Raw genomic sequence first — 14,729 nt, forward strand, 5'->3', positions numbered from 1 at the left:
GTGGGCTCAGCGTTCAGGCTTTAGGGAGCTTGGGTCCAGACCTAGAGAGATCCATGTCACTCTGTCCGACATTGAGTGGTGATGTCCCGCGGCCACAGCAACCGTCGCCCATGCGGCCTTTCCCGGCCTTGAGATCACGACGTCGAACGACCTCAACCTAGCGACGACCTCTCCAGGCTTGTGGCGCTTCCTGGTCTTGACGCTCCTCCTGCCTGCCTCAAGTCATGCTTCAAGGTAGACCATTTCATCAGAATGGATCAGATTAACGTTTTAGGGTGACTCAGATGTTTCACAATTAACGATGTCCTTTTTGCCGTCGCCACCCCCTGAAGATGATAAACCTTGCTGAACGGCGTGTAGACGATCCTTCGCTTGAGAGTCCGCCGCAGGGCTTCGCAGAAGATCCAGTCCGAGCGGTAATGGGGTCCGTTGCGATGGTCCAGGCCGCCGAGAGCCCTGATCGCCTCCGGCCGAACCAGGCCGCAGAACAGGGGAGCGAAGGTAAGCTCGACGAGGTTATCGTCCGGGTCGAAGTCGGGATCGAGGACGTTGTCGTGCTGGCTGGAGAGGTTGATGTCACACTCGAAGTCAGCGTCGGCCGCCGGCATGTGAAGCTTGAGGGCTTTGGCCCCCGCCGGAATTACCTGTCGCGGAACGGCCATGCCTGCATCCTCATGCTTGAATAGGACATATCTCAGCTCATCGAGCCAATCGGGCGTTACCAGGGTGTCGTTGTTCAGGATGAGGATCTTGTCGTTGCTGTCGGCGATCTCGGCAAGGCCCCGGTTGACGGCAAAAGAGAAGCCGGACGCGGTGGTCTCGCGAAGCAGGCTGGCATGGTCGAACGATGCGATCATCTCTTCGAGGCGCGCGTAGGTTTCATCGGACGATCCGTTGTCGACGACCAGCACGTTGTACGGTGAGGGGGTGTGCTCGACGATGGAGGCAAGGCACATCTCGAGTTCGCCGAGGGATTCGTAGTTCGGGATGATGATCTGGACGCGCTCGGCCGGCAGGCCGGCCAGCTTCGCCCTTCGAGCGCTCCGCACCGAGCGGCTGTTCGAGAACGCCAGGTGTTCGCGTCGGTCCGTCGTCATGAAGGGCTGCGCCCAGTCTGCCCTTGCGGCGAGTTTGGCTCTGGCTTCGTGAAGAGCCGCTTCCCCGCCGCCCCGATCGCCCGCTGCGCTCTCGATGGCTGCCTCGGGCGCTTGGCTCTCGTTCCGTTGCCGCAGGAAGCGGTGGCCAAGCAAGCACGGAACCGCTTCCGGGCGCGTCGCATCCGTCATCCGCGTGATCCATTCCCAATCCACATGACCGCTCAACGAGTCGTCAAAGGGCCCGACCTCTTCGAACAGGGAGCGGTGATGGATCAGAACCGTCGTGGATAGGGTGTCCAGGTTCTCGATCAGGCTGCGGTTGAACGGCGAGAACCGGATGGATTTGAAGGACCAGCCCAGGCGGGCATCCGCATCGAAGCCGTCCCAAACGGCCTGCGCTCCGTAACTCGCACGGGCACCGGTCGCGCGCATGCGGTTGCTCAGGACAAGAAGGCAGTCGGGATCCCATAAGGTGGTCGGGGCGAGATAGGCGATGAGATCGCCCGATGACGCTGCGACACAGGCATTCCGCGCCTGACCGGGTGTGGTGTGCCTATCGAGCGGCAAGCGCTTGATGCGGGCATCGTCGAACTGGCGGACGACGGCGTCGACCTCCGCGCGATCCCCGATATTCGCGACGATCAGTTCCCAAGTTTCATGGGACTGCATCAGAACCGAGACAATCGTGTCTTCCAGCACCCCAACATCATCGGCGGCGACCAGGACAATCGAGACCATGTCTGCCTGAGAGGCTTCGCTATTGTCAGCGGAGAACCTCTTCTTCTCGCCGTCCATATACGCGACGATCCGAAGGTCATACTCGGTCAGATCGGGCCCGATCAGATCAGGCTTGATCATGGCGCGCCGGAGATACTCGGCGAGCGTGCCGCTGGGGCGGTGAACCGTGCGCTTCTCTCTGAAGCGGTAGAGTTCCAGATATCTCGTCGGCGGCATGCGAGAGAGGATCGGGGAGGCCGTCACGCGGAAGAGATGCTCTTGCGGCAGCGTCGTGCGCGCGGGAAGGCGAAGATCAGCGAACAGCGGGCTCGGCCGGCGGCCCGCCGGCCTCCCATTCGTCTGATAGTCCTTGTAGGCCTCGTCCTCATCGGCCGGAGCCTCAGGATGCTGGCTGACATACCACGATGCATCGAAGAGGAGGCGCGCGATGTCCTTCCGCGGCGGCTCTTTCGGAACTGGTGTAGGTGGCGGAGCCTGGACCGGCGCGGAGACAATCTTGGCCGTTGCCGTGATGATCGTGCCCGGCACGACGGCTCTCATCGCCCGTTTCACCGGCCGGGGGATCCTGAATAGCGCGGCCTTCAGAAGAGCTCTCATCGTTCCCATGGTGGACTATGGCGGCAGGGGATGCCCTGGCCCTCTTCAGCCAAGGGCCTGTAACAGAAATACTCCAAAGTCAATGAAGGATCGGCCGGCCGGCGGCCGGCGAGGGGGCAGACGCGGCTGAAGGGGGGAGGCTTGCCCCGCCGACTTGCCGGATGATAAGTCTCGCGCCTCTTGTGCAACAGGCTGACCTTTCCCCGATGAAACACCTCCTCCGGCGAACCGTCGTTCGGCTCAAGCAGAATAATCTCCTCAGGAGGGTGGTGTTTCAGTTGAGGGCCCATTCACCGGATCGCCAGACGGCGGTCCTGGGACGGGCCGGAACTCTCCTCGATGCGGGCAACTTCAACCAGGCAGCAGAGTACCTGGCCGAGGCCGAACCGAAGACGGTCCGGACCTGGCGAGCCCTGCTCAATGCTTTCCTGGCGGCCCACCGGTTCGAGGAGCTCGTCCAGACCTATGAGACGATGCCTGAAGAGGCCAAAGCGGATTTCGACTGCCGGTACCTTTACCTCCTGGCTGCGGCCAATCTGAACCGCTTCGATGTCGTGAGGCGCATCATCGAGACCGTTCTGAAGGAGCCGGACAGCGAAGAGGCGTCTGTGTTCCTGGCGAAAGTTTACCTGTTTACCGGGAACCTGGATCCGGCGGCCGGCGGGAAGGCGCTGAGGCGCATTCTGGGCCACGGACCCTCGCTGGCAGCAACGCATTTCGACATCACCCTGAAATGTGCTCACCACCTCCGGGCAGGCGGTAGGACCACGGAAGCTCTCGAGCTTGAGGCTGCACTCAGGCACGAGGCGCGCAGCGACCGGAAAAGGGCCAAAGTCGACATTCTGGATGCGCAGATTCATTTCTGGGGCGGCCGCTATGACCTTCAATTGGCCAGCATCAATGCCGTTCTTGCAAGGCAGAGCCTCGACCCGGTTGCTCTGATAGACGAGCGCGCGCCGCTGTCTTGCGACAACCTCACAGCGGTCGCCGTTGCGACAACCCCAGTGCGCGGACCTCTGGTCTCGATCCTGATGCCCGCCTACAACAGCGCGCAGACCCTTCCCTACGCTCTGGATTCCTTGCGCCACCAGACCTATCAGGATTTCGAAGTCATCATCGTCGATGACCGCAGCACGGACGAGACGACCCTGATCGCCGCTCGGTTCTGCGACGCTGATCCACGATTTCGCTTGATCACCTTGGAGCAGAATTCGGGAGCCTTTGTCGCCAGAAACATGGCGCTGTCGGCTGCAGCAGGAGAGTTCGTCACCAATCAGGATGCCGACGATTGGGCTCACCCGCAGAAGATCGCCACAGCCGTTGCCGAACTGCAGAGGAGCCGTTCGGCAATTGCGACCTGGGTTGAGCACATTCGCTGCTCCCGTGAGCGGGGATTCAGAGCGTTGAACGGCTATCTCCGGCCGGATGCCTCATCGTTGATGTTCAGGCGCAGCGCAGTCATCGGCAAGATCGGATGGTATGATTCCGTGCGGGCGGCAGGCGATGGAGAGTTCCATCTGAGGATGGAACGGGCCTTTGGGCGGCACAGCATTCTGAAGATCAATAAGCTGCTGTCGTTCGTCCATTGGTCGGAAGCGACGCTCTCGGGCGGCGGCGCCTTCGCAATCGACAGCGAAATGGGCCTCTTCAGCCCGGTGCGCAGCGCCTATCGCCGATCATTCGGCCTTTGGCATGAAATGGCGGAAACGCTCTACATGCCCTTTCCGCTCAAGACGCGCCCATTTCCCGTCCCGGAGGGCCTGCTCCCTGCACCGGACCGCGGGAACTGAGTTCGATCAATCCGCATTAGGCCATTCACTGCGAGGGTGCCGCTTGCTTGTAGGCATCGATCCAGTCCAGCGCAGGGGCCACGTAGTCGTCGCCAATGATGAGCGGAGCGCAGCCGAAATAACCCTTTGCTTCCGCCTCGTGGCGCCCCGAAAGCTCAGCACTGCCTGTCACGACAAGATGCTCGGCCGAGAGAGCAGGAAGCGGGGACGGAGGATCATCGAGAAGGCTGGCGTCCAGGAGAACGGCGAGCTTGCACGCTGCACTCTCACCCGGAACGATATTCTCAATGAGGCCCGCGGCGATCGCGGAACGAACCGGGGGCATGATATTGGCCTCGGCTCGCCTGAAGCTCGGCCAGTGGACGAGGCCGAGTTTCAGGCCGGCTTTCGCTAACTGCTCCCAATAGGCGACATCCTGCACGAATGGCCGCGCGGCATCGGCAAAGTTCCCGACGATAACGGCGTCGACGTCTTGGATAGGTTCCTTGCGTCCCAAGATAATCCGAGGCGCTGGGAAACGTCGTTCCGGCGTCATGCGCAGGTCCGGGTCAGGCTTCGCCATCTCCGTGGCGTGCCAGAAGCGATAGGCCTCCTTGTACTGTCGGCGAGCGCCATAGTTTACAGTCGCAATTCCGGCAGCCTTGGTCTGGGTGAGCGAGGAACCGCTGAACAGAATGAGCGTCAGAGGGGTTGCGGGAAAGAGCTTGTTCGCTGCGAGATTGTGCCTGGCCCTGATGCGCTCATACAGTTCCGAGTCGGCCCCGAGCCGTGTAACATCCCAGCCGCCGAGATCGACCATGGTCTGCCGTTTGACCAGCAGCGACGAGGTGTTCTCCATCAGCATTCCGGCCATGTTGGCCTTGACGTCGAAGCGGAGATCCATTGAGACACGAACACCAATGGTCGTGCCGATGCCCTCCGGGTGAGCAATGGCATGGATCATCTGTGCAGCGAACTTTTCTGGATGTGACCAATCATCCGCATCATGAACGGTGACAAAGTCTCCTGTTGCATGCGCGAGGGCCGTGTTCCTGGCTGCGTAGGCGCCGCCATTCTTCTCATGCCGCAACGGGATGACGCGGCTATCCTGCTGAGCAAAGCGCTCGATGACCTCCCAGGTGTTATCCGGGCTCCTGTCATCGACAATCACCACTTCGAGGTTTCGCCAAGTTTGGCTGAGAATACTGCTCAGGGCGATCGGCAGGGTCTCGGCGCAGTTGTAGGCCGGCATCAAGACGCTGAGCTTCGCAGGCGCCTCGACGGAGCGAGGATTGGCAACTGTGATGTTGTCGAGACTCAACGGTGCTTTCTCATTCAGCTTGTTGACTGGTGAGAAGCCGCTGTCCTCGTAAACCTTGTTCAGCCAATTCAGGCGCTCGGAATCGGCTGCGTCGACGGATCCAGCTCTGAGGGCCAGCGCGTGGCTAATATTCGCGGCTGAGAAATAGAACTCTGCTCGGAATCTGGTGCCTTTTGAGGCCCATTGCAGCCACTCTCGGGCTTCGTCCGGGCGATCCAGCCGGAGAAGGCATTCGACGATCATGGTTTGCGCATAGACATTCCTGCGCGTCCTAGGAGCCGCAGTCGTCATGAGGATCAAGTTGTCGAGGGCTGCCTCGGATTGCCCGTTGTAGGCGTACCACTTGGCGAGGGACCAAGCCGTTGCCGCTAGAGTCGCCCGATCCCGCTGAGCCAAAGGTTTGGACAACTCCAACTCTCTGGCTGCTCGCTCGCCGAACCCAGACCACATCTTGGCAAAGAGAGGGTGGGGTTCTCGGTTAGGATTGGGGTGCCAAAATCTCTCCCAAGCTTGGCCGTTAAGCACGAGCGGGATCGAGTCCACACCTATTGCAAGCTTCTTAATAGGCTCAGGAAACTTTCGCTTAATGCGCGTCCGGGCCCCGCTCGGGATAATATGCTTGAGGTTCTGTGCAATGCTCATTTTTCAGGATCTCATCCCGATAGTGGGTCGGCATGATCAGAAACGACTCTGAACCGGAATCTGCACCTATATATCCACCGGGCTCCCAAGCAAAGGAATTCAGTCGAGGCGATTCTATCGCCCCCACGTCTGGCGACAGGAAGGCTAGGACGCGGCGGCTGCTCTCTGTTCGAGCGATTACTCGGTTCGCTTGTGCTTTTCAGCAGCTCTGTCCCCAAAGCCGTTATAGGAAGCACGGCGTCCCCGGTTCAATCCTGGGCACAGCCAAAGGCCTCGAGAGCTTGTAGGCCAGGACAATCGTCATCTGGTATTTCGTTGCAATAATTTCCACAATGGTTTCCGCGGTCACCCTGATCAGCAACCTCTTGTTTTACACCCGGCCGTACGCTTGAAGAGCTTTGACCGAGACCACTGGCAGGAGCTGTTTTCAGGAAGCATCGCTCGCTGGTGAGCCGCCTCCGACTAGCGCCTTCAGTATCTGGCAAGGCAACAGAATTGCTCGCACTCACCAACATTGGCTCTGATCATGGTCAAGAAATCACCGACCTCGCCTGTGCCGACGCCTATATTTTCTACTACTGAAATCGACCCGGAAACCTGGGACCCGAAGTTTTTGGGCTTCGTTTATTCGACAGAACCCGCAACACAGCCGCTTCCAGCGGAGCCGGTCCAGAGGCCCGCATCGTCGGCCCCCGTCCAACAGACACTCGCCGAGCCTCCCGCAAATGCCCCACCAGTTGAAGCGGTCAAGGCTCCTTCCGATCCCACCGATATTCAGCGTTTTCCAAAGGATCTCGGGGGCCTGTTTGCCAAGCGTCCCCTTGTCCTTGGCGAAAGCGAAGCCGACTATGATGAGCTCCTGTCCAGGACCACTGCGGCCGTCAAACCGACAGACACCATTGAGGCCGTGTGGATCAAGGATATGGTCGACCTCGTATGGGAGTCGCAGCGCCTGAGACGGTTCAAAGCGAGCCTGCTAATGGGGGCTGGCCGTCAGGCACTGACAAACCTGCTGGCGACGACAAAGGATGCTGGGCAAGCCAACGGCGTTCGCGTCTTCAGCGTCCCGGAGTTGATCTCGGCGTATACCACGGGAGAGGTTGCCGCGGTGACGGAGGTGGACATGATCCTGCGTCGGCGTGGCTTGGACATCGACACGCTGATGGCGCAAGCGCTTGCGGAAAAGCTGGATGACCTTGAACGGATTGATCGGCTGATCGCCGGAGCGGATGCTCGCCGCAACCGCGCTTTGAATGAACTTGAACGCCGGCGCGATTCCTTTGCGCGCCGCCTTCGTCTCGCGGCACAGGATGTTGCCGATGTTAGGTGACCCACTGCGGCAAAGCATCAATGGTGTTGATCCATGCCTTCATCGCGAAAATTAGCCACCAACCGGGCCAATGCTCAGCACAGCACCGGACCCAAATCCCGGGAAGGTAAAGCGCGCTCTCGTGTGAACGCCCTCAAGCACGGGCTCGCCGTCTCCGCTTCCACGATCCCAGCCCTCGCACCGGAGATCATGCATCTCGCCCAGCTCATTGCTGGAGAGAACGAAAGGGATCCTGTCGTGTGGGAAGCCGCACGACAGGTGGCCAGTGCTGCAATTGATGTGGTCCGCGCGCGAAGAGCACGCACAGAACGCCTCGGGCAAATGTCGCAAGGGGCATATTTCTTACCGGTTCCATCCTTGGAACCAATGCCAACCCAGTTCCTGTCGTACAAGTCGTCATCGCTCGATACGCGGATCCGAGCAGTTCTAGATGGGACCATCGACGAGTTGCACCGGAGAGAATCGGCCCAGATCAATCGTGTGTTCAAAGCGTATGAGGAGACACAGCGGATCATACAACACAACGCGCAGGTGAGGCGATCACTCTCGGAGTGGGATCAGCTTGAAAGGCTTGACCGATATGAGCGTCGTGCCCTGTCCCGGCGCGACAAGGCCATTCGACGGTTGGATGAAGCGCGAGCGGTGGTCCGAAGCAAGACCCATTTGTGAGCCAAGTGCCAGTGTCCCTACAAATGGATAGGAGATCTTTGAATTTGCCGGCCGAATCCGTATATACTCAAGTGTATATACGGAGGAGATGATGGCTATCGCCAAGGTTTTTCGATCCGGCAACACAACAGTCAGGCGGTCCGGCTGCCCAAGCAATTCCGCCTCACCAGCGATGAGGTCGAGATATTTCGCCGCGGCGATGAGATCGTGCAGCGGGACAAACCTAAGTCGCTGGCGCGGGCGTTTGAGTGGTTGTGTGACCTGCCTGATCTGACCCGGGAGGATACCGCGCCGCAGGAGCGCGAGGGGCTCTGATGGCTCAAGCCCAGTATCGTCTCGACACTAACATCTGCCTCTCCATCCGCCGGGAGCGGCCGCAAGTCGTTCTGGACCGCTTCAAGGTGCTGGCTCTCGGCTCGACAGCCATTTCCGTCATCACCTACGGTGAGCTGGCCTATGGGGTTCAAAAGAGCCCGGACCCGCGCCAAGCCATGTTGATCTTGGAGGAATTGACCACTTTGATCCCGGTCGTCCCCATGGCTGCTGATTTGGCCAAGACTTACGGCGTGATTCGAGCGGATCTCGCTGCTCGCGGCGAACTCATTGGCAACAATGATCTCTGGATTGCAGCTCACGCGAAGAGCCTGGGGTTAATCCTTGTCACCAACAATGAACGCGAATTTCAGCGGGTTGATGGGCTCACCATCGAGAATTGGATCAAGGAATAGAACGCGGTCGGTTGGACTGTCCTAGGAGTGGTCCATTCAGTGACGACGCGGCACCCTGGCTTAACCAGCTCACCCGTGCGAAATGACGGAGAGTTATTCTCGCGGTACGACAGTGCCATCGATCTTCTTCTTCCAGCGACTCCGTCTTCCGCAGGGAAAGGGGCGCTTGGTCTGGTCGGCGCCGAGATGCCGGATCTTCTGCCGTTTGGCTTTCGCCGTGCGCTGATGGTCGTCGCGGGTCTTGGCCCGTGCACAGGTCGCATGTGCAGGGCCCAGATTATCCGGTTCGTCACGGCCTCCCAACTCTAGGGCTCGGATGTGCTCGATGATCCAGCGCTCGCGAACGCCATCGATGCGCCGCTCACACAGGACGCAGATCCCTCGGGCCTGTTCCCATATAGCAAGCCGCACTCGCGGCGAGAGCCGAGCTCGTCGCGTTGTCCCGAGGTCTGACGGATCCACAAGGGGCATGCTGCATGCTCCTCATCGCTCGACGATGCCAGGAGGTGCTTTGGCTTGCGTCGGCTGAGAAGTGTTGTCCGTTTGCTCTTCGGCCGCAGGGCTCGTGTCATCGTCAGCCTCAAATGGAACGAGCCGAACCCGCAGCCCAAGCGAGGCGACCGTCGGTCTTTGAGAGGCATCAGGCTCGGATGTCGGTGCGTCGCCGCGTCTCTGTCTTCTCGAGCAACCTCCGCGCTGTTGTTGGACAGGGCGATTTTCATCTCCGAGATCGCAATTGGGCGTGACCGAGAGCAGGCTTTGTGTGGGGGCGGAGCCTCGACAAAGGAGAGCACGTGGTCTGCGCGGCGAACGAGGGCTGCCGTTCTAACAGCATCAAAACCAAATTGCGGGCTGAACGGACCCCGCAGCACGATCACAAGATCCCGGATCAAGCGGATCAGGAGATCGCAGTCACGGCAGGTGCGGAGGGCCGCTTCCTCGGCGGCATTCCGATCGCGCGCGATCAGAGCCTCGACAACCGCCCGAGCCGAACGAATGGCATAACTGAGCTCTGCAGGAGGGCAGGGGGAGTTGACGGACGAATCTTGATCATCAGCCATGGCAGAGCTCTCCATACGATAATTAACGATATATCGTTAATTATCGTATGTCAATCTTTAGTCCCTTTGAGCTGCGGTGGCTACCTTCCTATGTAACGCGGCTGTACCCTGACAGCTCATGCATCAGAGAGCGGGTGTTCAGTCTCCGGCGTTCATAAAAAGGATTGGGCAGAACGATACCAAACGCCTCTGCGCATCGGTGAGACGTTGGCCACGGCAATGGCCCGATGACTGAATCTGGGGGCTAAACCATGTTCGATACTTTCCTGCTCCCGCATGTTGTGGCTTTTGTGTTCGTCAGGAAGGTTGCGCGATCGGGGTCGAACGGGAATATTCTGCGCTGCTTGGCCGTTGGAGGAGGGCCAGGAGCTGATGACGGCGTTGGGTATGCCCCGCTTCAAGCACCAGTTCTTGGTGGTGGAGAGCTGCACGCTATGGGTGGCCCGGATAGCCACCAGCGCCAACATCCCGGTCTTCGGAGAAGGCATCTCCGACGAGTATCTGATCCAGTGAGTGGATCGGAAACATAATGCTATGGGAAAGTCGAGCTGGGCAAAAAGTAAGCGCCACCCGAAGGCGGAGCTGAAATTTGGTTTGTACGGGCATCATGAGCAGGGGCCGCGAATTTGGTCAACAGACTGGGCGCGGCCCCGACCTCATCGTGATAAGGGAGCAGGAGCATCCATGCAGTGCGAGCATGCTCCTGTTGCAGGTTATCACCCCGTCACAGATTTTGATCTATGACGGGTCGAAGTTTAGAGCCGCAAGATGGCCCCCATTGCTCCTAGAGCAGGAACCAGTTTGCGTTCACGCCCAGTTGCTCGATGTGAATGACGGCTTCCGCATCTGTGTCGGCGTCGGTGTTCAGGGCAAGGAAGGTATCGCCCGCGCTCACCGAGAAATTGACCTGGCCTGCCGCTGTGAAACCCGTCGTTCCAATAAAGGTGAACGCCTGATTTCCTGATTGGCCCTCGTTGGCATCAATCCTGCTCAAGTCGAGACGATCGCCTCCGGCAAACGAGAAATCACCAATGTAGTCGGCCGTCTCGTTGGTAGTGCCAGTATCGGTGAGATTTCTGAGGACAAACCGGTCAGCTCCGAAGCCACCCCAAAGAGTGTCAGTCCCGGCCCCTCCGTTGAGCACATCGTTGCCTCGGTCGCCAAAGAGGACGTCTGATCCGGCGTTGCCGGACAGGGCATCATTGCCCAGGTCGCCATCGACAAGGTCGTCTCCGTTGCCACCACTGACGGTATCGTTGTCATCGCCGCCAGCGACAAAATCGTCGCCATCGTCTCCATAAACAAGGTCGCGCCCGCTTTCGCCAACGAAGAAGTCGTTGCCGTCGCCGCCGAAGAGTTGGTCGTTGCCTGGATTGCCGGCAGCGTAATCGTCTCCCAAGCCGCCGAAAATCGTATCATTGCCAAACTCACCGATCAGCTGATCGCTTCCGTCATCGCCGAAGATCCGATCCCGGCCATTACCGCCCGCGATGAAATCGATGCCGTTTCCTCCACTGAGAAGATCGTTCCCGTCCTGCCCATCGATGCGGTCAAAATCATCGCCACCGAAAATATTATCGCGACCGAGAAGGCCCAGGAGAATGTCGTTCCCTGCCAGCCCATTGATTGTATCTGAGTTATTGGTTCCGCCGATCCTGTCGGCTCCTGCCGTTCCATCGAAAATGGCCATTGACTATGGTCCTACTGTGAAGGTTGCATGGGTACTCATGGCAAACAAGAAAACGCCGATAAAGATCAGCTTGTATAAGGCTAAGGTTGCGTTAGTAAGAGTAGAGTCATTGCAAGCGTAGGCGTATTCTTTGTCGTTTCCATCGCCTATGAATTATTTACGTACTTCTTAGTTCCTAATCAAAAAGTATTACCGCAATGCACAACTGAAGCTCGGCGCTGGCAACCGGATCCTCCGAATTCTACAATTTCGGGTCATAATAAGGCCGCAGGCGCGATCACCCGCATCCACTGGCCTGGCCGAAAGAACAAGATTGTCTGGTCCATGACAAATGGATCGGTATGTCAGTGCAGATTATGTGAAGATGATGGGTCAACGCCGTTCGCAGCGAGCCTCCTGCAGCCGCTCGATCGTCATCATCTCCTCGGTCGCCTCTGATCCCCGGATGCCGATCACTCCGCGATCGATGCTCCATCTGTTCTCGTCCTTCCGGCTGAGGAACACGTCCTATTCTTGCTTCGACATCTTCAGAACGGCTCAGGCCTCGTTCTTAATCCGCCATTCCTTAGACCAGGCGCTGACGGGTTGGATGGTGTGTTTGGAGACGGCCGCGGTGTCGCGGAGAAGGGTCATGCTGAGGGTAAGGCTGAAAGCGAGGACGTGCCACGGATGCCCTGCGCTCCAAACCAATTGCTCAAGAGTTGATCCTTTAAGTTCTGACGGTCAGGGCTGCGCAGTAGTTTGGCTGTCTTTGATCGTTCTGAGGGTATCGGCCTCGAGCTGTCCGGTCACCGGCAGCCCCTTCGCTCGTTGGAAGGCCTCAATTGATCGGCGAGTACCCGGCCCAACGATCCCGTCCGCTTTCAAAGGTCCGTAACCCAGCCTAGTAAGCGCCTGCTGCGCGTTGCTGATGTCCTCTTTAGAAAGAGGAATGCTCCCTACAGTGAGAGGGTCAGACGTCTCACCTGGAGGTGATGCTTGAGATGGAGCTCTCGAGGGCTGAGGACGGGTTGTGTCGATCTCGCCACTGACCCTGCCCCGAAGATACTGCAGGTGCTTCAGTTCCTGAGCAGCGGCGGCGATCTGCTTCTGGATATGCCGGAGATCCTGGTTCCCCTCTATGAACCGTTCCAGTTCTGCGGCAAGAGCTTCGCGGTCTGCACTGGCAGTCTCAGCCGCCTGGGACAAGCGTGCCATGTTAGTCTGTGCGTCAGTCACAGACGATTGAGGACCTAGCAATGAGAAAGCAAACAGAGCCCACCCTGCTACGGCCAGACCTATTGTCAGACGGTTCATCACCACACCCCGATCCAATCTCGCTTCGTGTATGCCGCTGGTACGGTCTGCTGTGGGTATGGCAGGAAGGGGTGAAGAGAGAGTTGATCAGACCTGAGGTGCAGGCTCGGCTTCTGGGAAAAAGCTCGGATCGTTGAAATAAGCGAGGAAAGCCCAGAGCCGCATGCTGTCGGCTCAGGACACTCACTGGGCTGATACGCAACGCGCCCAGTGAGTGTCTTATGAGACAGCCAGGGTTAACTTCGTGTGTATTCCCACCCGCGCAGCCTCGGCTCCATCTCGCGGGATCTTCGTGACCGAGCCTAGATGACGAGAATGTCCAGGTTCGTCATCTTCAATCCTGTGGAGAGCTTCGCCACCACGACCTGCTCTGTCGCTCCAGAGCCGTCCTGATCGTAGTAGAGGACACCGTTGGTGCGGTCGTAGATGACACGGTCCGTTGCGTCATGCGCCTCCGTTCCCGTCCGGAAGGCGGAGGATTTCAACTCGCCCTCGCTTCCTAGCCCTGTGAACACCTTGTTGTTCAGCCAGAAGGTGTCGTGGGCGACCGAGAAGTCCCGGATGGTGTCGACGTCTGCTGGGCTGTTCGGAACCGCATTATAGACGAAAGCGTCCTTTCCCGAACCGCTGTGAAGAGTGTCCGCGCCCGACTCGCCATAGAGACGGTCATTGCCGCTCCCAGCGCTGAGAACATCGTCACCGAAGCTGCCATAGAGATGGTCAGCACCGCTGCCGCCATCGAGAGCATCATTACCGGCTCTCCCGTCCAGACTGTCGTTGCCATTCCCACCATAAAGACGGTCATCGCCAGAGCTGCCATGAAGCCGGTCACTGCCATCTTCCCCATAAAGACGGTCGTTCCCATCTCGACCGTAAAGCCGGTCATCTCCGACGCCGCCCAGAACCCAGTCACTGTTCGCTGTTCCGAAGAGCGCGTCGTCCACGTTCATGTACTGGAGTTGCCCATAGAGAGGGGCGTCCGATCGGCTGACACCGACCGGGAGGCTTGTGCTCAGGTTCAGACCCACCGAATGCAGCACTGAGGCAACGACAGAGTTGCTGTTCAGGTCTCCTCCGGAAACCTCCTTTAGGATATCTACGCTATAGTCGAGGTCCGCTTTCTCGATGTTATTGGCATGCTGAACCATGATCTGCCAGACATCATCGGCGTCCCGGGTGCCGAGATCGAGGACCTTGCGGTGCCTCTCCTCATGCGTGTCTGAGCCCCTCCGGTCAGGCGAGGTGGCCAGATTAGCATCGACCAGCGTCTCAAGATCGCCATTTGATCCTGCTGTGCCCCGGATCACCTTTTCTGAGACGACACGACCCTGGTCATCCGTGACGGTCTTGACGAGGTAGAGGTGAAGGAAGCCGCTGTCCAATCCTTCGAACTCAACGGGCTTGGCTTCAATGGCAATGACGGTGGGCATGGGTAACTCCTCGAGCAACTCGGCGATCTTGGCGCCGTCTGAGTGACGGCAATGTCATCAACATTGTTGGTAGCCTTGCCGTTCCATTCGGCATCAAGGGCGACCGGCGATGGCGACCGACACCATTGTATGAACCTTGGCAGTCTAGAGGACGGTGATCCGTCGATGACTTGATTTGTCGTTACTGTTCTAGCGCCGCCACTGAGAATTCGGTCGCTCACCTGTGGGCCGGGTTAAGCGTCGAAAACTCCAAAAGAGCGTCCGGCGATTGCTTGCGAGGTCAGCTCGCTCTTCTAGGGATAGCTCGCACAGCTCGCTGCCGAGGGCACCTCCTTCTCCAACGCAGTAGTATCAACGGAAG

Annotated in this window: 12 protein-coding genes; 6 read left to right on the forward strand and 6 right to left on the reverse strand. The window is 58.8% G+C overall.

Features of this window, described 5'->3' with window-relative positions:
- Positions 1-257: 257 nt before the first annotated feature.
- Positions 258-2,375, reverse strand: a complete 2,118-nt coding sequence (locus ACD578_RS02585) for a glycosyltransferase (protein ID WP_404290593.1) — start codon at positions 2,373-2,375, stop codon at positions 258-260.
- Positions 2,376-2,701: 326 nt separating this feature from the next.
- On the opposite strand from ACD578_RS02585, the gene ACD578_RS02590 reads away from it, so the two are divergent.
- A complete protein-coding gene (locus ACD578_RS02590) occupies positions 2,702-4,222 on the forward strand; it encodes a glycosyltransferase (protein ID WP_404290595.1) in 1,521 nt (506 codons plus the stop codon).
- A 25-nt stretch (positions 4,223-4,247) separates the two neighbouring features.
- Here the strand turns inward: ACD578_RS02590 and ACD578_RS02595 are convergent, their stop codons facing one another.
- Positions 4,248-5,930, reverse strand: coding sequence for a glycosyltransferase family 2 protein (locus ACD578_RS02595; RefSeq protein WP_404290597.1), 1,683 nt, complete (start codon positions 5,928-5,930; stop codon positions 4,248-4,250).
- A gap of 760 nt (positions 5,931-6,690) precedes the next feature.
- Here ACD578_RS02595 and ACD578_RS02600 point away from each other — a divergent pair.
- The 4 genes from ACD578_RS02600 to ACD578_RS02615 all read left to right on the forward strand — a co-directional run bounded on the left by ACD578_RS02600 (position 6,691) and on the right by ACD578_RS02615 (position 8,891).
- Positions 6,691-7,494 carry a hypothetical protein gene (locus tag ACD578_RS02600; protein ID WP_404290599.1) on the forward strand — a complete coding sequence of 268 codons (804 nt, stop codon included), beginning with the start codon at positions 6,691-6,693 and terminating at the stop codon, positions 7,492-7,494.
- Positions 7,495-7,527: 33 nt separating this feature from the next.
- The gene (locus ACD578_RS02605; protein ID WP_404290601.1) at positions 7,528-8,163 is read left to right on the forward strand and encodes a hypothetical protein; all 636 of its coding nucleotides are present in this window, start codon (positions 7,528-7,530) and stop codon (positions 8,161-8,163) included.
- Positions 8,164-8,307: 144 nt separating this feature from the next.
- Positions 8,308-8,478 carry an antitoxin gene (locus ACD578_RS02610; protein ID WP_404293670.1) on the forward strand — a complete coding sequence of 57 codons (171 nt, stop codon included), beginning with the start codon at positions 8,308-8,310 and terminating at the stop codon, positions 8,476-8,478.
- Positions 8,478-8,891: a type II toxin-antitoxin system VapC family toxin gene (locus tag ACD578_RS02615; protein ID WP_404290603.1), complete on the forward strand. Its 414-nt coding sequence runs from the start codon at positions 8,478-8,480 to the stop codon at positions 8,889-8,891. The genes ACD578_RS02610 and ACD578_RS02615 overlap by 1 nt, the downstream gene beginning before the upstream one ends.
- A gap of 93 nt (positions 8,892-8,984) precedes the next feature.
- Here the strand turns inward: ACD578_RS02615 and ACD578_RS02620 are convergent, their stop codons facing one another.
- A complete protein-coding gene (locus ACD578_RS02620; RefSeq protein WP_404290605.1) occupies positions 8,985-9,362 on the reverse strand; it encodes an HNH endonuclease in 378 nt (125 codons plus the stop codon).
- Positions 9,363-10,324: 962 nt separating this feature from the next.
- Between ACD578_RS02620 and ACD578_RS02625 the strand changes: the two genes are divergently transcribed.
- The gene (locus tag ACD578_RS02625) at positions 10,325-10,465 is read left to right on the forward strand and encodes a hypothetical protein (RefSeq protein ID WP_404290607.1); all 141 of its coding nucleotides are present in this window, start codon (positions 10,325-10,327) and stop codon (positions 10,463-10,465) included.
- A 271-nt stretch (positions 10,466-10,736) separates the two neighbouring features.
- Here the strand turns inward: ACD578_RS02625 and ACD578_RS02630 are convergent, their stop codons facing one another.
- The 3 genes from ACD578_RS02630 to ACD578_RS02640 all read right to left on the reverse strand — a co-directional run bounded on the left by ACD578_RS02630 (position 10,737) and on the right by ACD578_RS02640 (position 14,368).
- Positions 10,737-11,642, reverse strand: coding sequence for a calcium-binding protein (locus ACD578_RS02630; RefSeq protein WP_404290609.1), 906 nt, complete (start codon positions 11,640-11,642; stop codon positions 10,737-10,739).
- 723 nt (positions 11,643-12,365) lie between these two features.
- Positions 12,366-12,839 carry a peptidoglycan-binding protein gene (locus tag ACD578_RS02635; RefSeq protein ID WP_404290611.1) on the reverse strand — a complete coding sequence of 158 codons (474 nt, stop codon included), beginning with the start codon at positions 12,837-12,839 and terminating at the stop codon, positions 12,366-12,368.
- Between the two features lie 401 nt (positions 12,840-13,240).
- Positions 13,241-14,368 carry a calcium-binding protein gene (locus ACD578_RS02640; RefSeq protein ID WP_404290613.1) on the reverse strand — a complete coding sequence of 376 codons (1,128 nt, stop codon included), beginning with the start codon at positions 14,366-14,368 and terminating at the stop codon, positions 13,241-13,243.
- Positions 14,369-14,729 lie beyond the last annotated feature (361 nt).

The organism is Microvirga sp. RSM25 (assembly GCF_044784385.1).
Classification (GTDB): Bacteria; Pseudomonadota; Alphaproteobacteria; order Rhizobiales; family Beijerinckiaceae; genus Microvirga; species Microvirga tunisiensis.

What these genes read in the sequence shown, in the direction of transcription:
- ACD578_RS02585 (WP_404290593.1), bottom strand. Translation starts at nt 2,375, where the DNA reads ATGAGAGCCGTCGTGCCGGGCACGATCATCACGGCAACGGCCAAGATT.
- ACD578_RS02600 (WP_404290599.1), top strand. Translation starts at nt 6,691, where the DNA reads ATGGTCAAGAAATCACCGACCTCGCCTGTGCCGACGCCTATATTTTCT.
- ACD578_RS02605 (WP_404290601.1), top strand. Translation starts at nt 7,528, where the DNA reads ATGCCTTCATCGCGAAAATTAGCCACCAACCGGGCCAATGCTCAGCAC.
- ACD578_RS02615 (WP_404290603.1), top strand. Translation starts at nt 8,478, where the DNA reads ATGGCTCAAGCCCAGTATCGTCTCGACACTAACATCTGCCTCTCCATC.
- ACD578_RS02620 (WP_404290605.1), bottom strand. Translation starts at nt 9,362, where the DNA reads ATGCCCCTTGTGGATCCGTCAGACCTCGGGACAACGCGACGAGCTCGG.
- ACD578_RS02625 (WP_404290607.1), top strand. Translation starts at nt 10,325, where the DNA reads ATGACGGCGTTGGGTATGCCCCGCTTCAAGCACCAGTTCTTGGTGGTG.
- ACD578_RS02630 (WP_404290609.1), bottom strand. Translation starts at nt 11,642, where the DNA reads ATGGCCATTTTCGATGGAACGGCAGGAGCCGACAGGATCGGCGGAACC.
- ACD578_RS02635 (WP_404290611.1), bottom strand. Translation starts at nt 12,839, where the DNA reads ATGGCACGCTTGTCCCAGGCGGCTGAGACTGCCAGTGCAGACCGCGAA.
- ACD578_RS02640 (WP_404290613.1), bottom strand. Translation starts at nt 14,368, where the DNA reads ATGCCCACCGTCATTGCCATTGAAGCCAAGCCCGTTGAGTTCGAAGGA.